At 67.0% G+C, this 22146-nt stretch carries 23 protein-coding genes; 6 read left to right on the top strand and 17 right to left on the bottom strand.

Annotated features, from left to right (window positions below; all coding sequences use genetic code 11):
* The first annotated feature begins 28 nt into the window (after positions 1 to 28).
* From BDO18943_RS22810 to BDO18943_RS22805, 3 genes are read left to right on the top strand one after another with little or no spacing between them, the layout of a single operon-like run.
* Positions 29 to 1249 carry a cupin domain-containing protein gene (locus BDO18943_RS22810; protein WP_043190275.1) on the top strand — a complete coding sequence of 407 codons (1221 nt, stop codon included), beginning with the start codon at positions 29 to 31 and terminating at the stop codon, positions 1247 to 1249.
* A gap of 56 nt (positions 1250 to 1305) precedes the next feature.
* A complete protein-coding gene (locus tag BDO18943_RS43075) occupies positions 1306 to 1551 on the top strand; it encodes a hypothetical protein (RefSeq protein ID WP_075122947.1) in 246 nt (81 codons plus the stop codon).
* Positions 1481 to 1744, top strand: coding sequence for a hypothetical protein (locus BDO18943_RS22805; protein ID WP_043190277.1), 264 nt, complete (start codon positions 1481 to 1483; stop codon positions 1742 to 1744). Before BDO18943_RS43075 ends, BDO18943_RS22805 begins: the two co-directional genes overlap by 71 nt.
* Before the next feature lie 113 nt (positions 1745 to 1857).
* On the opposite strand, the gene BDO18943_RS22800 is transcribed toward BDO18943_RS22805, so the two are convergent.
* From BDO18943_RS22800 to BDO18943_RS22755, 10 genes are all read right to left on the bottom strand, one after another.
* The gene (locus BDO18943_RS22800; protein ID WP_043190279.1) at positions 1858 to 2634 is read right to left on the bottom strand and encodes an MBL fold metallo-hydrolase; all 777 of its coding nucleotides are present in this window, start codon (positions 2632 to 2634) and stop codon (positions 1858 to 1860) included.
* Positions 2635 to 2638: 4 nt separating this feature from the next.
* Positions 2639 to 3784, bottom strand: a complete 1146-nt coding sequence (gene bamC / locus BDO18943_RS22795; RefSeq protein WP_175024125.1) for an outer membrane protein assembly factor BamC — start codon at positions 3782 to 3784, stop codon at positions 2639 to 2641.
* Positions 3785 to 3895: 111 nt separating this feature from the next.
* Entirely contained in the window at positions 3896 to 4801 is a 906-nt protein-coding gene (gene dapA, locus BDO18943_RS22790) for a 4-hydroxy-tetrahydrodipicolinate synthase (protein WP_043190283.1), read from the bottom strand.
* A gap of 46 nt (positions 4802 to 4847) precedes the next feature.
* Positions 4848 to 5450, bottom strand: coding sequence for a class I SAM-dependent methyltransferase (locus tag BDO18943_RS22785; protein WP_175024124.1), 603 nt, complete (start codon positions 5448 to 5450; stop codon positions 4848 to 4850).
* An 8-nt stretch (positions 5451 to 5458) separates the two neighbouring features.
* A complete protein-coding gene (locus BDO18943_RS22780) occupies positions 5459 to 6661 on the bottom strand; it encodes a tryptophan--tRNA ligase (RefSeq protein WP_011352534.1) in 1203 nt (400 codons plus the stop codon).
* An 8-nt stretch (positions 6662 to 6669) separates the two neighbouring features.
* Positions 6670 to 7332, bottom strand: coding sequence for a site-2 protease family protein (locus BDO18943_RS22775; protein ID WP_043190288.1), 663 nt, complete (start codon positions 7330 to 7332; stop codon positions 6670 to 6672).
* A 49-nt stretch (positions 7333 to 7381) separates the two neighbouring features.
* The gene (locus BDO18943_RS22770) at positions 7382 to 8014 is read right to left on the bottom strand and encodes an L-threonylcarbamoyladenylate synthase (RefSeq protein ID WP_043190290.1); all 633 of its coding nucleotides are present in this window, start codon (positions 8012 to 8014) and stop codon (positions 7382 to 7384) included.
* A 72-nt stretch (positions 8015 to 8086) separates the two neighbouring features.
* The gene (locus BDO18943_RS22765) at positions 8087 to 8917 is read right to left on the bottom strand and encodes a 3',5'-nucleoside bisphosphate phosphatase (RefSeq protein WP_041493101.1); all 831 of its coding nucleotides are present in this window, start codon (positions 8915 to 8917) and stop codon (positions 8087 to 8089) included.
* Between the two features lie 81 nt (positions 8918 to 8998).
* Positions 8999 to 9889: an alpha/beta fold hydrolase gene (locus BDO18943_RS22760; protein WP_175024123.1), complete on the bottom strand. Its 891-nt coding sequence runs from the start codon at positions 9887 to 9889 to the stop codon at positions 8999 to 9001.
* A 178-nt stretch (positions 9890 to 10067) separates the two neighbouring features.
* Positions 10068 to 10925: a ferritin-like domain-containing protein gene (locus BDO18943_RS22755; RefSeq protein ID WP_175024122.1), complete on the bottom strand. Its 858-nt coding sequence runs from the start codon at positions 10923 to 10925 to the stop codon at positions 10068 to 10070.
* A gap of 157 nt (positions 10926 to 11082) precedes the next feature.
* Between BDO18943_RS22755 and BDO18943_RS22750 the strand changes: the two genes are divergently transcribed.
* The 3 genes from BDO18943_RS22750 to BDO18943_RS22740 all read left to right on the top strand — a co-directional run bounded on the left by BDO18943_RS22750 (position 11083) and on the right by BDO18943_RS22740 (position 13097).
* A complete protein-coding gene (locus BDO18943_RS22750) occupies positions 11083 to 11607 on the top strand; it encodes a gamma carbonic anhydrase family protein (RefSeq protein WP_175024121.1) in 525 nt (174 codons plus the stop codon).
* A 25-nt stretch (positions 11608 to 11632) separates the two neighbouring features.
* On the top strand, positions 11633 to 12583 hold the full coding sequence (hslO, locus tag BDO18943_RS22745) for an Hsp33 family molecular chaperone HslO (RefSeq protein ID WP_043190298.1): 951 nt from the start codon (positions 11633 to 11635) through the stop codon (positions 12581 to 12583).
* Between the two features lie 139 nt (positions 12584 to 12722).
* Positions 12723 to 13097 (top strand): hypothetical protein, encoded by a 375-nt coding sequence (locus BDO18943_RS22740; protein ID WP_089450880.1) that lies wholly within the window; start codon positions 12723 to 12725, stop codon positions 13095 to 13097.
* Between the two features lie 89 nt (positions 13098 to 13186).
* Here the strand turns inward: BDO18943_RS22740 and ftsB are convergent, their stop codons facing one another.
* The 7 genes from ftsB to BDO18943_RS22705 form a co-directional block, all read right to left on the bottom strand.
* Positions 13187 to 13612, bottom strand: a complete 426-nt coding sequence (gene ftsB / locus BDO18943_RS22735) for a cell division protein FtsB (RefSeq protein ID WP_043190303.1) — start codon at positions 13610 to 13612, stop codon at positions 13187 to 13189.
* An 81-nt stretch (positions 13613 to 13693) separates the two neighbouring features.
* On the bottom strand, positions 13694 to 14977 hold the full coding sequence (eno, locus tag BDO18943_RS22730; protein ID WP_011352544.1) for a phosphopyruvate hydratase: 1284 nt from the start codon (positions 14975 to 14977) through the stop codon (positions 13694 to 13696).
* Between the two features lie 106 nt (positions 14978 to 15083).
* A complete protein-coding gene (gene kdsA, locus BDO18943_RS22725) occupies positions 15084 to 15938 on the bottom strand; it encodes a 3-deoxy-8-phosphooctulonate synthase (protein ID WP_085039266.1) in 855 nt (284 codons plus the stop codon).
* Between the two features lie 2 nt (positions 15939 to 15940).
* Positions 15941 to 17593, bottom strand: a complete 1653-nt coding sequence (locus tag BDO18943_RS22720) for a CTP synthase (RefSeq protein WP_175024120.1) — start codon at positions 17591 to 17593, stop codon at positions 15941 to 15943.
* A gap of 158 nt (positions 17594 to 17751) precedes the next feature.
* Positions 17752 to 18597 (bottom strand): alpha/beta fold hydrolase, encoded by an 846-nt coding sequence (locus BDO18943_RS22715; protein WP_175024119.1) that lies wholly within the window; start codon positions 18595 to 18597, stop codon positions 17752 to 17754.
* A gap of 176 nt (positions 18598 to 18773) precedes the next feature.
* Positions 18774 to 21257, bottom strand: a complete 2484-nt coding sequence (locus tag BDO18943_RS22710) for a DNA internalization-related competence protein ComEC/Rec2 (protein WP_175024118.1) — start codon at positions 21255 to 21257, stop codon at positions 18774 to 18776.
* Between the two features lie 57 nt (positions 21258 to 21314).
* On the bottom strand, positions 21315 to 22103 hold the full coding sequence (locus BDO18943_RS22705; protein ID WP_043190311.1) for a TatD family hydrolase: 789 nt from the start codon (positions 22101 to 22103) through the stop codon (positions 21315 to 21317).
* Positions 22104 to 22146: the final 43 nt, after the last annotated feature.

Raw genomic sequence — 22146 nt, 5'->3', positions numbered from 1 at the left:
TTCTCCCAAATACAACTCTCATTATACGATGCGCAACCGGTCTCAAGCCGAACCGCGGGATGCCGCTACCGCCCCGCTCGGCGCGCCGCCTTCCGATCTTCCCACACCGCTGCTCGGCGGTCTTACGCCGGCGCAATTCATGCGCGGCTACTGGCAGAAGAAGCCGCTGCTGATCCGCCAGGCGATCCCCGGCGTCGCTTCGCCGGTCTCGCGCGACGCGCTGTTCGAGCTCGCCGCCGACTATGACGCGGAATCGCGACTGATCACCCATTTTCGTAACAAGTGGCAACTGGCGCACGGTCCGTTCGAACCCGGCTCGCTGCCGGCCACCACGCGCAAGGCCTGGACCCTGCTCGTACAGGGGCTCGACCTCCACGTCGATGCGGCGCGCGCGCTGCTCGACCGCTTCCGCTTCATCCCGGACGCGCGCCTGGACGACCTGATGATCTCGTATGCGACGGACGGCGGCGGCGTCGGCCCGCACTTCGATTCGTACGACGTCTTCCTGCTGCAGGTCGAAGGCCGGCGCCGCTGGCGCGTCGGTGCGCAGAAGGACCTGTCGCTGCAGCCGGACGTGCCGCTGAAGATCCTCGAGAACTTCGAACCGAGCGACGAATGGGTGCTGGAGCCCGGCGACATGCTGTACCTGCCGCCGCACATTGCCCACGACGGCGTGGCCGAAGGCGAATGCATGACCTGCTCGATCGGGTTCCGGGCCCCGTCCGCCGGCGAGCTGGGCGCCCAGTTCCTGTACTATCTCGCGGAGCGTGGCGGCCTGCGCGACGCGTGTGGCGACGATCTCTACCGCGATCCAAAGCAGCCAGCCGTCGACACGCCCGCGCAACTGCCTCCGGCGATGGTCGAGCGCGTGGCCGAGATCGTCGACGCGATCCGCTGGCGTAAACGCGACGTCGCCGAATTCCTCGGCTGCTACCTGAGCGAACCCAAGCCGAACGTCGTTTTCGACCCGCCGGCACGCCCGCTGTCCGAGGCCGCGTTCGTCACGCAAGCGTCACGCCGCGGCGTGTGTCTCGACAGAAAGGCCGCATTGATGTATAACGCGCGCTCGTACTTCATAAATGGCGAGGAAGGACCGCTCGAGCAAGCCAGCGAATGGCTGCCCGAACTGGCCAATCAACGCCAAATGGAGGCGAAACGGTTTGTAACACTATCCCGGGTTCCCTCAATGACAGCCTTGTTGCACGAGTGGTATCGTGCGGGCTGGATACGGGTCGGAAACCGGAATTAGTGTGAGTCGCCCCGTATGCCCGTACGGATCAAATTCTGTATGGGAAAGACAACGTATTGACCCCGCATTTGTCGACGGTCGATAGGAAAGTGCATATAATTTCCGCCCAAGCCGTAGGGAAGATTCACGCTCTAGAAGTGCATCTCCACCAGCGGCCCAGGTCGGTGTTGGAGCACATTACCGGTATTGTTTCGCGCTGTTGCTTACCTTTAACCATAAAAGGACGTGATCATGAAGAAATCCCTCCTCGTAGCTTCCCTGTTGGCTGCTGTTGCACTGGCTGCTTGCAACAAGAGCGCTGATCAAGCTGCTTCGTCGGCTGCAAGCGACGCAGCTGCTGCTGCTTCGACGGCTGCTTCGGCAGTTGCCGGTGCTGCGAGCGACGCTACGGCCGCTGCTTCGTCGGCAACGGCTGCTGCGAGCGACGCTGCTGCTGCAGTGGCGTCGGCTGCTTCGGCAGCGACGGCTGCTCCGGCTTCGGGCGCAAGCCAGTAAGCCTCAGCGTCAGCTGAAAAAAAACCGGCCCGAGGGCCGGTTTTTTTACGTCTGCCGTTTGCGCGCGTGTCGCCCGGCAGTTGCACCGGGCCGCCGCAGCGGCCCTGCCCCGCTCATCCGAGCGTGAGCCAGTCGAAGCCCGCGTCCTGCGTGGCCACGATCACGTCCTCCCCGCTCGTCCCCAGTACCCCGCCAAACGCCTGGCGGACCAGCTCCGGCAGGTTGTTCTGCTGGCTCAGGTGCGCCGCGACCAGGTGCTGGAGGCGGCTGCGTTCGAGCGACGCGAGGATATCCGCCGCGGCGTCGTTGCTCAGGTGGCCGTGGTTGCCGCCGATGCGCGCCTTCAGCGACTGCGGATAGCGGCTCCCGGCCAGCATCGCGGTGTCGTGGTTGGATTCGAGCACCAGCGCGTCACAACCGCTCAGGACGGCCGTGATGTGCGGCGTGGCCATCCCGACGTCCGTCAGCACGCCGAGCCGGCTGGAGCCGTCCATAAAGACGAACTGGAGCGGTTCGCGCGCATCGTGAGGGACCGTATAGGGCATCACGGCCAGATCGCGGATCGCGGCCGTCTCGTCGCCCCACAGCACGTGGAGATCGACGTCGGCCTCGTCCGCGCCGACCGCGCGCGCGGTACCCCAGCTCATGTAGAGCGGCAGCGATGCGCGGCGGGCGAGCGTCAGCGCACTGCCGACGTGGTCGCTGTGTTCATGGGTTATGAGGATCGCATCGAGATCGCCGATGCAGAGATTGAGTCGGCCGAGCCGGCGCTCGACCTCCTTGGCAGAAAAGCCGCAGTCGAGCAGCACGCGGGTGGTCGTCGTGCCGCTCGAGGCCTCGACGACCAGCGCGTTGCCTTCGCTGCCGCTTCCGAGGCTGGCGAATCGCACGCGCTCAGTTCAGCTGCGCGTGGAGCAGCGAAATGATCCGCTGCGCGTCCGACGAGTTGTCGACCTGACCGTTTGCACCGACCACCGCGACCTGCGTGCTGCCGTTGCCCTGCGCGCGCACGTTGACCATGAATTCCTTGCCCGGCTTCGCGGCCGACGGACCGCCGTAGAACAGTTTGCCGAACAGGCCGTCGCGCTTGAGTTCTTCCATCGTGTTCGCATAGCGCACGGTGTACACACCCTTCTCGCGATCGCGATTGTCGACCGCGAAGTTGGTGCGGTCGAGTGCCAGGCCCACGCGCAGCCATGCGCGGTCGAACGACTCGGCCAGCTGCAGCGTTGCGCCGCCGCTGCTCGTGTCGCTGACCTGCGCCGGTGCCGTCGCGGGACGCGCATCGGTCAGCAGTTGCTTCGCCTGCGTATCGGTCAGGCCGAACTTCTGCATCAGCTTCGACAGGAACACTGCTTCGAGCACCGGGTTACGCGGACGCTCTTCCCAGCGCGACGACGTGCCGCCCTGCGGGCCGACCATCATTTCCTCCATCGCGCTGTGCGTGATCGAGATGTCGGTGTTGCCGTCCGACGTGCGGTTCACGAGCGTACGGAAGCGGTCGCGCGTGCCGGACGAGTATGCGAAATCGATGACCTTGCCGATCGTGCGACGGAACCAGTCGTCCGGGATGTTCGCGCGGTTTTCGGCCCAGTCGGTGGCCATGATGCCCGTCGACGGTGCATCGGTCTTCAGCGAGAAGCCGTTCTCCTGCCAGAACTCCTTCAGGATCGGCCACAGCTGCTCGGGCATGCGGCCATCGACGACGAGCCAGCGGCGGTCGCCGTCGCGCTCGATGTGCATGCCGAGCGGATCCTGCGCGCTCGGGATGCCGTCGGTCGCGTTGCCAGCCTGCGTCGTGACCCGCGGCGGCAGCGTACCGAGGCCGGCGTTGCTCGGCGGCGCGACGAACTGCTGCGTCGTCGGCACCGGCTTCAGGTCGCTCGGCACCGCGAGCGGCGGCGCCGAACCGGTGTTCTTGTAGTTGACCCGGTCGGGGGCCAGATAGTCGTTCAGCGTATCGCAGCCGGCGAGCGCGCCCAGCGCCAGCGCCATCACCGACATCTGGATGGCGCGAGAGGAAAAGGCGAAACGTTTCATGAAATCCTTCGTCTTGCTAGAACGCTCGTCAGGAGCGGCGCCGGACGGAGCCGGCCGGTGCGGGTTGATCAGGGTTCGAGCCGGCGGCCGCAGGACGCGGCCGCCTCGGCATCAGGCGAGGACGCCGGCCTCGACGAGGGCCGAACGCACGGCTTCGTGGCAGCGCTCGTCGAGCGCCGTGAGCGGCAGCCGGATACCGCCCTGCATCTTGCCCATCGCCTGCAGCGCCCACTTCACCGGAATCGGGTTCGCCTCGATGAACAGGTTCTTGTGCAGCGACAGCAGCTTCATGTGCAGCGCGCGAGCCGTCTCTACGTCGCCGGCCAGCGCCGCGCGGCACAGGTCGCTCATCGCGCGCGGTGCGACGTTCGCCGTCACCGAGATGTTGCCGTGGCCGCCGAGCAGCATCAGCGCGATCGCGGTCGGATCGTCGCCGCTATAGATCGCGAAATGCTTCGGCGCGGCCTTGATCAGGTGCGCGGCGCGATCGATGTTGCCGGTCGCTTCCTTCACGCCGATGATGCCCGGCACCTGTGCGAGGCGCAGCGTCGTCTCGTTCGCCATGTCGGCGACCGTGCGGCCCGGCACGTTGTACAGGATCACCGGCAGGTCGACCGCTTCGGCGATCGTCTTGAAGTGACGGTACATGCCTTCCTGCGTCGGCTTGTTGTAGTACGGCACGACCTGCAGCGTCGCGTCCGCGCCGACCGCCTTCGCTTGCTTCGTCAGCTCGATCGCCTCGGCGGTCGAGTTGCCGCCCGCGCCCGCGATGATCGGGATGCGTTTCGCCGCATGCTCGACCGCCGTGCGGATCATCAGGATGTGCTCTTCGACGTTGAGCGTTGCCGACTCGCCGCTCGTACCGACCACGACCAGCGCATCGGTGCCTTCCGCGATATGCCAGTCGATCAGTTTGCGAAACGCCGGCAGGTCGAGACTGCCGTCTTCGAGCATCGGGGTGACGATCGCGGGGATGCTGCCGCGGATTTGAATGCCGTCTTGGGTGCCGTTAGCCATGAAACGCGAGAGATTATGTACCGGTAAACGTTGAGATTGTAGCGGATTAGCCGGGCAGTTCGTAACGTGGAATTCCCGCCCCCGCCTTCGGGGTCGCGCCCTCGCGCATTGCGCAGAGACGCTGGACGAACGCCTCGCGCGGCGCGGCGACGAACCCGTCCTCGTACGCGACCACCCGCAGGCGGCCGTGCACGGCGTCCAGCAGCTCGCCCGGGGCGAGCAGGAACGCGGGGTTGGACGGTTTCCCGACCGTTTCGTTTCCTTGCGCGAAGGTTTCGTAGATGAGCACGCCGCCCGGCGCCACCGCATCGAGCAGATGGGGCCAGAGCGGACGATGCAGATAATTCGTGACGATCACCGCCGAAAACGGCTCGCCGGCCGGCAACGGCCACGGCGCGCCTTCGAGATCGGCGTCGCGGGCATCGACGCCCGGGATCGCCCGCAACGCGGCCAGCGCGGCCGGGTCGCGGTCGAGTGCGACGACCGGATGCCCGTGCGACGCGAACCAGCGCGCATGGCGGCCGCCGCCCGCAGCGACATCCAGCACCGCGCCGCCTGGCGGCACGAGCCGCGACCATTGCGCGACCCAGCGCGACGGCTCGGCCTGGGCGACGTGGCCGCCCGCGGCGGCGATGACGGATGCGCTCATGCGGTCGATCAGTTGTACGACAGGCCCATCGCGTCACGCACGTCGCGCATCGTTTCCGTCGCGTACTTGCGCGCCTTGTCGCAACCGTCCGCGACGATCGCGCGCAGCAGCGACGGATCGTCCATGTACTTCTGCGCGCGCTCGAGCATCGGCTGCTGCTCGCGCAGGATGCCTTCGACGACCGGCTGCTTGCAGTCGAGGCAGCCGATGCCCGCCGAGCGGCAGCCCTTCTGCACCCAGTCGTGCGTCGCTTCGTCCGTATAGACCTGGTGCAGCTGCCACACCGGGCACTTGTCGGGATCGCCCGGATCGGTGCGGCGCACGCGCGCGGGATCGGTCGGCATCGTGCGGACCTTCTTCGTGATCGTCTCGGCGTCTTCACGCAGGCCGATCGTGTTGCCGTACGACTTCGACATCTTCTGCCCGTCGAGGCCCGGCATCCGCGATGCTTCGGTGAGGAGCGCCTGCGGCTCGACGAGGATGATCTTGCGCGCGCCTTCGAGATAGCCGAACAGGCGTTCGCGGTCGCTCATCGACAGGCTCTGCGATTCCTGCAGCATCGCACGCGCCTGTTCGAGCGCCTCGTCGTCGCCCTCCTGCTGATACGCGTTGCGCAGCTCGTGATAGAGCTTCGCGCGCTTGCCGCCGAGCTTCTTCGCGGCATCGAGCGCCTTCTCCTCGAAGCCCGGCTCGCGGCCGTACAGGTAGTTGAAGCGGCGTGCGATCTCGCGCGTCATCTCGACGTGCGGCACCTGGTCTTCACCGACCGGCACGAGCGAGCCGCGATACAGCAGGATGTCGGCCGCCATCAGCACCGGGTAGCCGAGGAAGCCGTAGGTCGACAGATCCTTGTCCTTCAGCTTCTCCATCTGTTCCTTGTAGGTCGGCACGCGTTCGAGCCAGCCGAGCGGCGTGCTCATGCCGAGCAACAGCGCGAGTTCGGCATGCTCGGGCACCTTGCTCTGGATGAACAGCGTGGCCTGCGCCGGATCGATGCCGGACGCGAGCCAGTCGATCAGCACGTCCCATACGTTCTTCTCGATGACCTCGGGAGTCTCGTAGTGCGTCGTCAGCGCATGCCAGTCGACGACGCAGAAGAAGCACGGGTACTCGGACTGCAGCTTCACCCAGTTTTTCAGCACGCCGTGGTAGTGACCGAGGTGCAGCGACCCGGTGGGTCGCATGCCGGAGAAAATACGTTCAGGGAACATGATTGTCGTTAGAGAAGCGAAGCGAATGGGGACAGGATGGCGCTCAGGACGGCGTAGCCGACGTTGACGAGCGGGCGCAGCCAGAAGTTCGTCAGCACGCCCGTCGCGACCAGCACGAGGACGATGATGAAACCGTACGGCTCGATGCGCGACAGCGCGATCGATTGCTTCGTCGGCAGCAGCGCCGCCAGGATGCGGCCGCCGTCGAGCGGCGGCAGCGGAAACAGGTTCAGCACGCCGAGCACGAGGTTCGCGCTGACGCCGGCAAACGCCATCCGCGTGAAGAACGGCTCGTCGATGCCGACGGCAGGCAGCACGAGCGTCAGCACGCCCCAGATCAGCGCCTGCACGAAGTTGCAGGCCGGGCCCGCGAGCGATACCCACAGGCTGCCCCAGCGCGGATCGCGCAGGTTGCCGAACGACACCGGCACCGGCTTCGCATAGCCGAACAGGAACGCGCCGCCAGTCAGGAAATACATCACGAGCGGGATCGCGATCGTGCCGATCGGATCGATGTGACGCATCGGGTTGAACGACACGCGCCCCATCACGTAGGCGGTATTGTCGCCGAGCAGGCGGGCGGCGTAGCCATGCGCGGCCTCGTGCAACGTGATCGCGAAGATCACGGGTAGCGCGTAGACGGCGATGGTCTGTATCAGGGAGGCATCCATATCGCGTTATTGTAACAAGCGCACTCGCGCAAAAAATGGAACGGCGCGCTTACGCCGCCGAGAGTCCGAACGGCTCGAGCGCGCCGCGCCCCGCGCGCACGAGCTCGGGCTCGTCGCCGGTCAGGTCGATCACCGTCGACGGCTCACGCGGGCACGCGCCGCCGTCGATCACGAGGTCGACCTGTTTCTCGAGCCGATCGCGGATTTCTTCGGGATCGTTGAGCGGCTCGTCGTCCGGCGGCAAGATCAGCGTCGTGCCGAGCAACGGCTGGCCGAGCGATTCGAGCAACGCGAGCGTGATCGCATGATCGGGCACGCGCAGCCCGATCGTCTTGCGCGACGGGTGCGACAGCCGGCGCGGCACTTCCTTCGTCGCCTGCAGGATGAAGACGTACGGGCCGGGCGTCACCGACTTGATCTGCCGGTACTGGCGGTTGTCGACCATCGCGAAATTGGCGAGCTCCGACAGGTCGCGCACGAGCAGCGACAGGTGCTGCTTCTCGTCGAGGCCGCGAATCCGGCGCACGCGCTCGACCGCGTCCTTGTCGTCGAGATGGCACGCGAGCGCATAGCTCGAATCGGTCGGCATCGCGATCACGCCGCCCTTGCTGACGATCTCCACGGCCTGCTTGATCAGGCGCGGCTGCGGATTATCCGGGTGAATCCTGAAGAACTGGGACATGGGGGGTCGTAAAGGGGGAAAAGTCGGATGCGCGCGCCAGAGGCAACGCGGGCGGCAGGCCGCCGCCCGGTGTCAGAGCCAGCGCTCCCAGACCGGTGTCAGGTCGGGCGGCAACGGCGGCAGGCTGCCGAGCTCGACACGGCCCTCGCCTGGCGCATGGAAATCCGAGCCGCGCGACGCTTCGAAGCCGAAGCGGCGTGCGACGTCCGCGTATTCGCGGTACTGATCGGGTGTATGGCTGCCCGTGACGACCTCGATCGCGCGGCCGCCCAGATCGATGAACTCGCCGAAGAACGCGTCGAATTCGACGGGCGTATAGCGGTAACGGCCCGGATGCGCGACCACGGCTTCGCCGCCGGCCGCCCGAATCCACGCGACGGCGTCGGGAAGCGTCGCCCAGCGGTGCGGGACGAACCCGGGCTTGCCGTCGCCGAGCATGCGATCGAACACATCGGACGTCGACGTGGCATGGCCGTTCTCGACGAGAAAGCGGGCGAAGTGCGTGCGCGAGATCAGGTCGGGATTCGACACGTACTTCAGCGCGCCTTCGTACGCGCCGGGAATGCCGAGCGTGGCGAGCTGTTCGCCAATCGCCACCGCACGCGCCGCGCGGCCGTGGCGCGTACGGTACAGGCCGTCGACGAGCACCTGGTTCGCGGGATCGACATTCAGGCCGACGATGTGCACGGTGCGCGACGCCCACGTGACCGAAATCTCGACGCCGCTCAGGTAGCGCATGCCGAGCGCTTCCGCCTCGCTGCGCGCCGCCGCCTGGCCGCCGATCTCGTCGTGGTCGGTCAGCGCCCACAGGGTCACGCCGCCGGCATGGGCGCGGCGCGCGACGTCGGCAGGCGACAGCAACCCGTCGGAAACATTCGAATGGCAGTGGAGATCGGCGTTCATTGTCGGCATGGCAGGTAAGGCTTCATTCTACTGCAACGCGGCAATGCGCCGCCCGCCTGCCCCGCCGCTGCCGCAGCGCGCTTACGCGCAGAACGCCTCGATCAGCGCCGCGATCTGCTCGGGCTGGTCGTGATGCACCATGTGGCCGGCATCCTCGACGAGCTTCTCGCGCCAGTCGGGGAACGCGTTGAAACGCGCCTTGAATTCCGGCAGCGGGATGTCGCCGGCGATGTGCGCCAGCGTCGGCGAATTGACGGCCTCGACGTGCAGCACCTTCGCGCGCACCTGCGCCCAGGTGGCCATCACTTCGTCGAGCCGGTACAGCTGCGGGCCCGGCATCTTGTGCGCCGGGTCGGCCAGCAGGTGATAGAGGCCGTCGTCGCCGCGCTTCGACCAGTGCGCGGCGAGGAACGCGGCGCGGTGCGGTGCGAGCCGCGGATTGGTCTTGGTCAGGCGCGCCGCCACGTCGTCGAGCGACGCATAAGGGCGCAGCGCGGGCGGTTCGCGCAACTCGTCCAGCCAGCCGCGCAGCCGGCGCGGCGCCTGCTCGGCCCGCGCGGGCGCGAGCCCGAAACCCTCGAGATCGACCACGCGCCGCACGCGCTCCGGCCGCGCGCCGGCATACAGGCACACGACGTTCGCGCCCATGCTGTGCCCGACCAGGTTGACTTCGCCGGTCGGCGCATAGTGGTCGACGAGCGCATCGAGGTCGCCGAGGTATTCGTGGAACCAGTAATGGCCGCCGCCCTGCCGCGCGACCGGCCAGTCGGACAGCCCGAAACCGCGCGCATCGGGGGCGATCACCTGCCAGTCGCCCGCGAGCGCATCGACGACGAACTGGAACGACGCCGCGACGTCCATCCAGCCGTGCAGCATGAACAGCGTCGGCGCATCGGGCCGGCCCCAGCGCCGGACATGCAGCTTGACGCCGCGCACCGTGACGAAATCGGAAACAGAACTCGAGGCACTCATTGCAGCCGCCAGAAAAAAGAATGATCGTTCGATTATAGCGGCGACGCCCTCCTTCCGGTGTCCGGCAATCGAGGCACCGCTCTAGCGGTGCCAGGACGCGAGGGGCCGCCGGCAAACGCCATCTACCGGGCACACGGGACGGCTGACAGCCGCCGAAACGCCCCCGAACGCGAGCCGGCTAGCGTGGCGCGCTTCCGTCCGCTCCGTCCTGCGCGGCCAGTTCGTCGAGTTCGGCCTGCTCGAATCCCGCATCGCGACGCGCATCGAAATTGAACGGCCCCCGCAGCCGCGGCGCATGGTACTGCTCGGCGAGCTGCCGGTAGGTCGGCACCGGATCGCGGCCGGCCTCGTCGCACAGGTGCCGGAACCAGTGGTTGCCGATCGCGACATGGCCGATTTCGTCGCGCAGGATCACGTCGAGGATCGCGGCCGACGCATCGTCGCCCGCCTGGACGAGCCGAGCGCGGATCGGCGGCGATGCATCGAGCCCGCGGGCCTCGAGCGTGCGCGGTACGAGCGCCATGCGCGCCAGCACGTCGCCCTTGGTTCGCTCGCACATCTCCCACAGACCGTTGTGCGCGGGAAAATCGCCGTACGCATGCCCGAATGCCGCCAGACGGTCGGACAGCAGCGTGAAGTGATAGGCCTCCTCGGCCGCCACCTTCAGCCAGTCCGCGTAGAACGCGCCCGGCAGGCCCGCGAAACGCCAGACCGCGTCGAGCGCCAGATTGATCGCATTGAACTCGATATGGGCCAGCGCGTGCAGCAGCACGGCGCGCCCTTCGGGCGAACGCATGCTGCGGCGCTCGAGCTGGCGCGGCTCGACGAGCGGCGGCCGCACCGGGCGGCCGGGCAGATCGGCCGGTTCGGGCAACTCGAGCGACGGGGCGATCGCCGCCTGCCCGGCCAGCAGCGCCTCGTGGAGCGCGCGCACCCGGGCGGCCTTGGCCGCGGGTTCGGTGTCACGCTGCGCGGCGAGCGCGGCGCGGCGCACGCAGGCCGGCGCATTGCCGAAAGAAGAAGACTCCATGCTCATAAACGGGGACACCCCGCGTGCGCAGCCCGGGAGCGCACGCACGCGACGGTTTACAATAGGCGATTGTTCCGCGGCGCAACGCAGCAATGCGAATGCGCCGGGCAAACCAGACGCGCCATTCTACCGGCGCCCATCATCGAAGAGACAAGGAGACACCGTGACGATCTACAAGCTGGGCGATACGGCCCCGACGATCCACGAAAGCGTATTCGTCGCCGATACGGCGGCCATCATCGGCAAGGTCGTGCTCGAGGAGAACGCGAGCGTCTGGTTCGGCGCGACGATTCGTGGCGACAACGAGACGATTACCGTCGGCGTGGGCAGCAACGTCCAGGAAGGCGCGGTACTGCATACGGACCCCGGCTTCCCGCTGACGATTGCCGAATACGTGACGATCGGGCACCAGGCCATGCTGCACGGCTGCACGATCGGCGAAGGTTCGCTGGTCGGTATCCAGGCGGTGGTCTTGAATGGAGCGGTCATCGGCCGCAACTGTCTGGTTGGTGCCGGCGCGGTCGTGACGGAAGGCAAGACGTTCCCGGACAACTCGCTGATTCTCGGCGCACCGGCGAAAGTCGTGCGCGAGCTGTCGGCGGAAGACATTGCGCGGCTGCGCACGAACGCGAAGACGTACGTCGAGCGGCGTGCGCATTTCAAGGAGCAACTCGTGCGGATCGGGTGATTCGCACGGATTTCAAGGAAGAAGAGTGAGCGACCAGTTACAGAAATTCATGTTCAATGCGGCGCCCGTGCGTGGCGAGATCGTTTCGCTGCGCAATACGTGGCAGGAAGTGCTCTCCCGCCGCGACTACCCTGCCCCCGTGCGCACGGTGCTCGGCGAGATGATGGCCGCGTGCGCGCTGCTGTCCGCGAACCTGAAATTCAACGGCACCCTGATCATGCAGATCTTCGGCGACGGGCCGGTCCAGATGCTGGTCGTCCAGTGCGGTTCGGATCTGTCGATGCGGGCCACCGCGAAGTTCGCCGGCGATGCCGCTCAGACGATCGGCGACGATACGAGCTTCCCGTCGCTCGTCAATGCGAGCGGTCACGGCCGTTGCGTGATCACGCTCGACCCGGCCGACAAGCTGCCGGGCCAGCAGCCGTACCAGGGCATCGTGCCGCTGAACGGCGTCGACGGCCCGCTCGAATCCGTCTCGCAGGTGCTCGAGCATTACATGCATCATTCGGAGCAGCTCGACACGCGGATGTGGCTCGCAGCCGATCGCGACCGCGCGGTCGGCATGCTGCTGCAGAAGCTGCCGGGCGACGGCGGCATCGTGCCGCGTAACGCCGAAACCGATACCGATACGTGGGAGCGCGTCTGCACGCTCGGCGGCACGCTGTCCGCGCAGGAACTGCTCGAGGTCGAACCGGAAGTAGTGTTCCGCCGGCTGTTCTGGCAGGAAAACGTGCAGCACTTCGAACCGGCCGGCACGCGCTTCCAGTGCTCGTGCTCGCGCGAGAAGGTCGGCGCGATGCTGCGCATGCTCGGCCGCGAAGAAGTCGACAGCGTGATCGTCGAGCGCGGCCACGTCGAGATCCATTGCGAGTTCTGCAATCAGCGCTACGAATTCGATCCGGTCGACGTCGCGCAGCTGTTCGCGGCCCCCGGCGTCGAGACGGGCATCGCGCCCGCCACCGACCAGCGTCACTGAGCTGGGCAGCGGCCCGGTGCCCGCCATGCGGGCACGGGCGCATAATGACGCACGAGCGTCGCACGCACGGCTCCGGCGCCGAAGTCTCGTACTTCGGCGCAAGCCGCCTCCCGTCGTCGGCGCGCTGCAGGAGAAACACATGAATCGCCCGCTTCATCGACCGTTTCATCGATCGTTCCGCACCATCGTCCTGACGAGCGTTGCCGCCGGCACGCTCGCCCTTGCCGGCTGCGCGATGCCGCCGCCGACTTCCACGATCCTGAGCCGCCTGCCCGAACCCGGTGCATCGGGCGGCCAGCCGCGCGCGCTGTCGAGCGCCGAACGCAAGCGCTATGACGAGATCGACCAGCAGGTGCTGCGCGAACAGAACAGCGCGATCGCAGCCGAGGCCGCGGCGCGCGCGTGGGCCTATTACTCGCCGCCGCCCGTCACCGTCTACGGCGGGTATTACGGCGGATGGGGCAATCGCTGGGGCACGGGTATCAGCTACGGCTACCCGGGATGGTGGTGGTGAGCGTGCATCGCTCAGTCGATTGACTACCGGCAGGAAATAAAAAAGCGCGGCATTTCCCGCGCTTTTTCAATGGATTCGAGCAATTGCGCTCAGTGATGCGCGGCCTTGCCCTTGTCGCCGCCATGATGCCGCGACGGCTTCGCGATCGACTGCGGATTCGGCACGACACGCACCGGCGCCGCGGATACGGCGCCGCGCGTCGACGTATTCGACGGCGTGTTGTTCAGCGGCGCGGCCGGCGCATTCGGCGACACGAACTGCACGAACACCTCGCCGTCCTTCACCATGCCCATCTCGTAGCGCGCGCGCTCCTCGATGGCCGCAGTGCCGCTCTGCAGATCCTGCACTTCGCCGGCGGTGCGCTCGTTGCGCAGCTTCTCGTCCGCATTCTTCTGGAGCTGGTCGTCAAGCTGCTGACGCAATTCATGCACCCGCAGCCAGCCGCCGTGTCCCCACCATAGGGGGTACTGAATGAGCGCCAGCAGGGCAATCAGGACGACAGTGACAAGCCGCATGTAAGAACCGCAGATATAAGAAGCGCCGCTCCGCGCACATGCACAGAGCGGCGTCGAGATGACGAACCCGATAGTAGCGCGTTAGCGCAGGTTATAGAAAGCCGATTTACCCGGGTAGCTTGCGATGTCGCCGAGATCTTCCTCGATGCGCAGCAGCTGGTTGTACTTCGAGATACGGTCGCTGCGCGACAGCGAACCCGTCTTGATCTGACCGGCGTTCAGGCCGACCGCGATGTCCGCGATCGTCGAATCTTCCGTTTCGCCCGAGCGGTGCGAGATCACGGCCGTGTAGCCAGCACGCTTCGCCATTTCGATTGCCGCGAACGTTTCGGTCAGCGTACCGATCTGGTTGATCTTGATGAGGATCGAGTTCGCGATGCCCTTCTCGATGCCTTCCTTCAGGATGCGCGTGTTCGTGACGAACAGGTCGTCGCCGACCAGCTGCACCTTCTTGCCGAGGCGGTCGGTCAGCAGCTTCCAGCCTTCCCAGTCGCTTTCGTGCATGCCGTCCTCGATCGACACGATCGGGAACTTGTCCGCGAGCGTCGCGAGGTAGTCGGTGAATTCGGCCGACGACAGTTGCAGGCCTTCGCCCGCGAGCTGGTACTTGCCGTCGTGGTAGAACTCGGATGCCGCGCAGTCGAGCGCGAGCAGCACGTCTTCACCGGCACGGTAGCCAGCCTTCTCGATCGCCTGCAGGATCGTCGACAGGCACTCGTCGTTGCTGCCGAAGTTCGGCGCGAAGCCGCCTTCGTCACCGACTGCCGTGCTCATGCCGCGGTCGCTCAGGATCTTCTTCAGTGCGTGGAACACTTCCGCGCCGCAACGCAGGGCTTCACGGAACGTCGGCTGGCTCACCGGGACGATCATGAATTCCTGGATGTCGAGGCTGTTGTTCGCGTGCGCGCCGCCGTTGACGATGTTCATCATCGGCACCGGCAGTTGCATTGCACCCGAACCGCCGAAGTAGCGGTACAGCGGCAAGCCAGCCTCTTCGGCGGCTGCCTTCGCGACGGCCATCGACACGGCCAGCATCGCGTTCGCGCCGAGGCGCGACTTGTTGTCGGTGCCGTCCAGCTCGAGCAGCGTCTTGTCGAGGAACGCCTGTTCCGACGCGTCGAGGCCCATGATGGCTTCGGAGATTTCGGTGTTGATATGCTCGACTGCCTTCAGCACGCCCTTGCCGTTGTAGCGGCCGGCTTCGCCGTCGCGCAGTTCGATCGCTTCACGCGAGCCGGTGGACGCGCCCGACGGCACCGCCGCGCGGCCCATCGTGCCCGATTCGAGCAGCACGTCGCATTCGACGGTGGGGTTGCCGCGCGAATCCAGAATCTCGCGGCCGATGATATCTACGATTGCACTCATGGGTTTCCTCTGAGAATGACGATGGATTCTTCAAACTGCGACGGCGCGCGCGCCTGAACCGCTTTCGCTACTGACGCGCGAAGCCGTCGCAAGGTTCATTCGATCTTTAATTGAAATCGTTTTCCAGGAACGGATTGCGCTTCACCGCCTGGTCGAGCGTGACGAGGGTCTCCAGCAGCGCACCCATCCGGTTCAGCGGCACCGCGTTCGGGCCGTCCGACTTTGCTTCAGCCGGATTCGGGTGCGTCTCCATGAAGAGGCCCGCGACGCCCGTCGCGACCGCCGCCCGTGCGAGCACCGGCACGAATTCGCGCTGGCCGCCCGAGCTCGTGCCCTGCCCGCCCGGCAGCTGCACCGAGTGGGTCGCATCGAACACGACGGGGGCGCTCGTCTCGCGCATGATCGCGAGCGAACGCATGTCCGACACGAGATTGTTGTAGCCGAACGAGACACCGCGCTCGCACGCCATGAAGCGGTCTTCCGACAGCCCCGCTTCACGGGCCGCTTCGCGCGCCTTGTCGATCACGTTCTTCATGTCGTGCGGCGCGAGGAACTGGCCCTTCTTGATGTTGACGGGCTTGCCCGAGCGCGCGCACGCATGGATGAAATCGGTCTGGCGGCACAGGAACGCCGGCGTCTGCAGCACGTCGACGACCGACGCGACCTGCTCGATCTCTTCGATCGAATGCACGTCGGTCAGCACCGGCAGGCCGAGCTGGCGCTTCACCTCGGACAGGATCCGCAGGCCCTCGTCCATTCCGAGGCCGCGGAACGACTTGCCCGAACTGCGGTTCGCCTTGTCGTAGGACGACTTGTAGATGAACGGAACGTTCAGCTTCGCGCAGATCTCCTTCAGGCGGCCCGCCGTGTCGATCGTCATTTGCTCCGATTCGACGACGCAGGTACCCGCGATCAGGAAGAAAGGCTTGTCGAGACCGACCTCGAAATCGCACAGCTTCATGCTTACACTCCGCGCGCTTGCTTGTTGGCAAGCGCAGCTTCGACGAACGACTTGAAGAGGGGATGACCGTCACGCGGCGTGGACGTGAATTCCGGGTGGAACTGGACGCCGACGAACCACGGGTGCATCGAACGCGGCAGTTCCATCATTTCCGGCAGATCCTCGCTCGGGGTACGGGCGCTGATGATAAGGCCGCCGGCTTCGAGCTGGGGCACGAAGCGGTTATTGACTTCATAACGGTGGCGATGGCGCTCGTTCACGTCCTTGCCATAGATCTCTTCGGCCATCGTGCCCGGCTTGATCGGGCAGCGCTGCGAGCCGAGGCGCATCGTGCCGCCAAGGTCGGATTCCTCGGTGCGCGTCTCGATCTTGCCGTCGCGGTCGGCCCATTCGGTGATCAGCGCGACCACGCGTTCCGGCGTGTCCGGCTCGAATTCCGTGCTGTTCGCCTGCTTCAGGCCGACGACGTCGCGCGCGAACTCGATCACCGCGAGCTGCATGCCGAGGCAGATGCCGAGATACGGCACCTTGGCTTCACGCGCATAGCGGATCGCCGCGATCTTGCCTTCCGTGCCGCGACGGCCGAAACCGCCCGGCACCAGCACGGCGTCGAGGTGCTTCAGGCTGTCGACACCGTTCGTCTCGATCTCTTCCGAGTCGATGTATTCGATGTTGACCTTGGTCGACGTGTGCAGCGATGCGTGGCGCAGCGCCTCGATCAGCGACTTGTACGATTCGGTCAGATCGACATACTTGCCGACCATGCCGATCGTCACTTCGTGCTTCGGGTTCTCGAGCTTCTCGACGAGTTCCGACCACATGCTCAGGTCGGCGTCCTTCGGCGACAGCTTCAGTTCCTCGCAGATGATGCGGTCGAGGCCCTGGTCGTGCAGCATCTGCGGAATCTTGTAGATGCTGTCGGCGTCCCACACCGAGATCACGGCGTCTTCCGGCACGTTCGAGAACATCGAGATCTTCTTCGATTCGTCGTCCGGAATGCGGCGGTCCGCACGGCACAGCAGCACGTGCGGCAGGATGCCGATCTCGCGCAGCTTCTGCACGCTGTGCTGGGTCGGCTTCGTCTTCAGCTCGCCGGCCGTCGCGACGTACGGCACCAGCGTCAGGTGCACGAAGCACGCGCTGTTGCGGCCGAGGCGCAGGCTCATCTGGCGCGCGGCTTCGAGGAACGGCAGCGATTCGATGTCACCGACCGTGCCGCCGATCTCGACGATCGCGACATCCGGCTCACCGCAGGTGGCCGACGCGGCCCCGCGCTCGACGAACGCCTGGATTTCGTTCGTGATGTGCGGAATGACCTGCACGGTCTTGCCGAGATAGTCGCCGCGGCGTTCCTTGCGGATCACCGATTCGTAGATCTGGCCGGTCGTGAAGTTGTTGGCCTTGCGCATCTTCGTGCTGATGAAGCGCTCATAGTGGCCGAGGTCGAGGTCCGTCTCCGCTCCATCTTCCGTCACGAACACTTCGCCGTGCTGGAACGGGCTCATCGTGCCGGGGTCGACGTTGATGTAGGGATCGAGTTTGAGGAGGGTGACTTTCAGACCGCGCGATTCGAGGATCGCGGCGAGGGAAGCGGCGGCAATACCCTTGCCAAGGGAAGAAACTACGCCGCCGGTGACGAAAACATATTTGGTCATCGCTGGATGCTCGCGGGAAAAACGGATTATACCGTAAAGCCCGCCCTTCTCTCAGCAATTGACTCGATGATCGCGCCCTTTCGCGCCGACCCGCACCAGCCATGCGCGCCGGCGCAACCGCGCGCATCGCAGGCGCGCCCCGGCCGCCCAACCGTGCGTCAGGCGCGCTTCGCGAGCGGGGCACCGCCCTGCGTCACATCGCCCTCCACCGCCTTCAGCGAATTCAGCATCCGCTGCAATGCGCGGGCGGTCTCGAGCGGCCGCTCCATCGGGAACAGGTGGCTGCCTTCCAGCCATTCGACGCGACCGCGCGCCGCGCGGCGCGTCGCATTGAGCCCGACCTGGCGCACCTCGCGCGAACGCGTGCCGGCGAGAAAACCGAGCGGCACCGGCGCGCCGTGCGCGAGCCGCGGGCCGAGCGTGTGCGGCAGGGTCCGGTAGATCAGGTATTCGACCTGCCGGTCGAACGCGAGCGCCCGCTCGCCGTCGGCACCGGCCTGCGGAATCCCGTAGTCGATGTAGTCCGCCAGCATCCGTTCGTCCCAGCGGGCGAACGCCGGCTTCTCGCGGAAATGCCGCCAGACGTCGTCGCGGCTCACCCACCGCGTGCGCCGGTTGCGCGTCGCGGCGGCCGGCGACAGCCGCTCGTCGAGCCCCGCCCACTGGCTTGCACGCAATGCGCCGGCGCGCCAGCCCGCGATGATCGGCGAATCGATCATCACGACGCCGCGCACCCATTGCGGCTTCTTCAGCGCGGCCATCAGCGACAGGTAGCCGCCGAGCGAATGACCGACGAGCCAGACGGGACGCTCGTAGCGGCTGCCGATGTCGTCGAGCAGTTGCTCGACGAGATGCGGCCAGTCGCGCGTCACCGGGTAGCGGCGGTCGTGGCCGATCCGTTCGATGTAGCGCAGCTCGTAGTCGTCGGCCAGTTCGGCGAAGATCGTCCGGTACGTCGACGCCGGGAAGCCGTTCGCGTGCGAGAAATGGAGGATGTCCTTCAAACGCCGATGTCTCCTTTGTCGGCGGGAGTTGGTGCTTTAGCGCTTACTCCCGCCCCATGCTTCGCGGTCGACCGGGGTCAGCCCCGGCCCTCTGCTTCGTGTTCTGCCGGGCCCATGCTTCGACATGATGCGCGGGTCCCGGGCCTTCCTTCTCGCTACGCCGGCCCTCGCCGCGATCACCGATCCATCCAGTACCGTCGCCGAACGTCGCGATAACGCTCGAAGGCAAACCCGCCGTCGGCCGGTGCGACGTCGAACCGCACGGCACCGTCGCGATCGGTGCGCGGCAGCGGAATCCCGCGCGCCTCGTAACGGGCGAGAACCGTCCGGTGCGGATGCCCGAAACGATTGCGATAGCCTACAGGAAATACCGCGACGCGCGGCCCGACCGAATCGAGGAAAGGCTCGACCGACGACGTGCGGCTGCCGTGGTGCGGAACGACCAGGATCTGCGCGGCCAGCGCGTCGCGCGCAGCGTCCACGAGCCGGCGTTCGGCGCGCGCCTCGATGTCGCCCGTCAGCAGTGCGGACGTGTCGCCCGCGTCGATGCGCAGCACGCACGACTGCCCGTTCGAGGTACCCGCACCCGGGCCGCCCTGCGGCCACAGCATCGTGAACGCGACGCCGTCCCAGGTCCAGTGCTGCCCGGCCACACACGGCAGCCGGTCGGCGACGCCGGCGGCTGCCGCGTCGCGCCACAGCCGGCTGTTCGGCGCAATGCCGGCCAGCAACTGTCGTACGTCGGCTGCCGCATAGACGGCTGGCGCACCGCCCGCGTGATCGGCATCCGCGTGACTGAGTACGAGCGAATCGATCACCGCGATGCCACGCGCACGCAGTGCCGGCGCAACGATCCGCGCGCCGGCATGAGTCGACTCCGCGCCCGGCCCCGCATCGAACAGCACAGTGCGCCGCGCGGTCTCCACCAGCACCGACGCGCCCTGCCCGACGTCGAGCACGGTCAGCCGGAAACCGCCCGGCGGCGGCGTATCGGCTGCCGGCGCGACGAGCGGCAGCCACGTGAGCGGTGCCGCCCAGCGCAACGGCCAGCCGCGCGGCATCAGCGCCCATGCGACGCCCACACAGGCCAGCACCAGCGCCGGCCAGTCGGGCATGCGCAACCAGAACACGCCGGCCGGCCAGTCGGCGAGGTGCCCGAGCAACGTCATCATCGGTTCGAGCGCCGCGTGCGCAAGCCGGAATGCATACGCATCGAACGGCGCCGGCAGCGCGATGCCGGCCAGCACGACCGGCGTCACGACCGAGCTGACCCACGGAATCGCAAACGCATTGCCGAACGGGCCCGACAGGGAGATCTGCGCGAACCATGCGGCCGTCAGCGGCGCGAGACCGATCGTCACCGCGTACTGCACGCGCGTGGCCTCGGCAATACGGCGCCCGGCGCGTGCCCCCCACGCACGCAACCGGCTCGACAAGCCGGCCGTGCCATCGCCCTCCTCGCGTTCCGCATCGGGCTCACGCACGCCACGCCAACCGGCGACGGCCATCAGGATCACGGCAACCGCCCCGAACGACAGCCAGAACCCGGCCGACAGCACCGCCCACGGATCCGCAACCAACACGCCGCCGAGTGCCGCGCACAGCACCGCGGAAGTCGGTACGCTGCGCCCGGCCAGATACGCGATGCCGCCGGCCGCGATCATCCACCACGCGCGCTGCGCCGGTACGTTGAAACCGGCGAGCGCCGCATATCCGGCCGCGGCGGTGAGTGCGGCGAGCGCGGCGGCGTACGGCGCCGGCAACATGAGCGTCGCGGCCCGTGCGCGCCAGCGCAGGCGGCGCCAGACCATCGACACGAGTCCGCCCGCGATCGCGCCGACGAGCCCGACATGCAGGCCGGAGATCGCGACCAGGTGGCTCGTGCCCGTGCTGCGCAGCACGCGCCAGTCGTCGTCGCCAATGCCCGACTGATCCCCGATCGCGAGTGCGGCGACGATGCCGCGATGACTGGCGTCGCTGCCGAGCGCCTCGGCGATACGCGAGCGCAGCGCATCGCGCAGCCGATCGATCGAAGCACGCCATCCTGATGCGTGCACATCGAGCAATACCGCCCGCCTGGGCGCGCTGACATAGCCGATCGCGCGAATACCTGCGGCAAGCCACGCCGCCTCGCCGTCACGCACGCCGGGATTGGCCTCGGCATGCGGGCGCTTCAGACGCACGACGAAACGCCAGCGCTGTGCGGCACGCAGATCGGGAGGTGGATCGCGTGTCGCCGATGCGCCATACGCGCGCCACGACAGCCGGATCAACGGCGGAAAACGAGCCAGCCCCGCATCGTTCGACTCGACGGCGAACAGCAGCCTCGCACTTGTCTCGTCGATCACGGGCAGCCCCCGAATCACACCGGTCACGACGATGTCGCGCCCTTCCCACTCGACGGGCAGGCTGTCGTCCAGCCGCCATTCGGCCCGCGCGGCCGCGTAGCCGAACCCCGCGACGCAGGCCGCGAGCGCGCACAGCATCCATCCGAACGCGACGGTCGACCGCGTGCGCCTGCGGCGCATGCGCCACGCGCCCAGCACCGCGCAGCCCGCGAGCACGGCTGCACCGATCGTCCATGCGAACGCACCCGGCAACGCCGCCTGCCGCTGCAGCACGACCACGCCGAACGCGAACGCGATCCACCACACGCGCATCGCACCTCCTCGTCCACCCGGCGCCGCCATGGCGAATGCGGCGCCTTCCGGCAACGATTATGCGGACGAAAGTGCGAGTCGCGGCAGCGCGGCGAGCGCGTTAGCCGAAGTGCATAGGGACACTGCGCCGGCGTCGAGCCCGCGCAGTTCGGCGAGTACATCGCCGATGCGCGGCACCTGGTCGGGCGTGTTGCGGGATTTGTACGCCCATTCGGGCGCGATGTCGGGCGCGTCGGTCTCGACGACGAGCGCGTCGAGCGGCAACTCCGTGGCGAGCCGGCGGATCTGCAGCGCGCGCGTGAAGGTCACGTTGCCGCCGAAGCCGAGATGCAGTCCTTGCGCGAGATACGCTTCGGCCTGCTGGAAACTGCCGTTGAACGCATGCGCGATGCCGCGCCGCACGCCGAACCGGCGCAGCCCGGCCAGCACGCGATCCTGCGACTTGCGCACGTGACACAGCACGGGCAGATCGAATTCGCGCGCGAGCTTGAGTTGCCCCTGGTAGAAGAACTGCTGCCGGTCTTCGTCGAGCCCCGGCACGAAATAGTCGAGACCGATCTCGCCGATCGCGACGAAGCGCGGATCGTCGAGGCTCGCCTCGATCTCCATGCGCAGCAGGTCGAGATCCTCGTCCCGTGCGCGCGGCGTATACATCGGATGGATGCCGAGTGCATAGACCGCGCCCGGCGTGCGTTGCGCGAGCTCGCGCACCGTCGTGAAGTTGTCGCGCCCGACGCTCGGGATCACGATGCGCGACACGCCGGCCGCGCGCGCCGCGTGCGCGACCGCGTCGCGGTCGGCGTCGAACTCGGCGGCATCGAGATGGCAGTGCGTATCGATCCACATGGCAGCAGTCCTGCACCCTGGCACCGCACCGGGACGACCCCGG

Origin of the sequence: Burkholderia aenigmatica, assembly GCF_902499175.1 — a bacterium.
GTDB lineage: Bacteria > Pseudomonadota > Gammaproteobacteria > Burkholderiales > Burkholderiaceae > Burkholderia > Burkholderia aenigmatica.
Note: the sequence above shows the minus strand (reverse complement) of the source record. Positions and strands in the feature narration are given on the sequence as shown.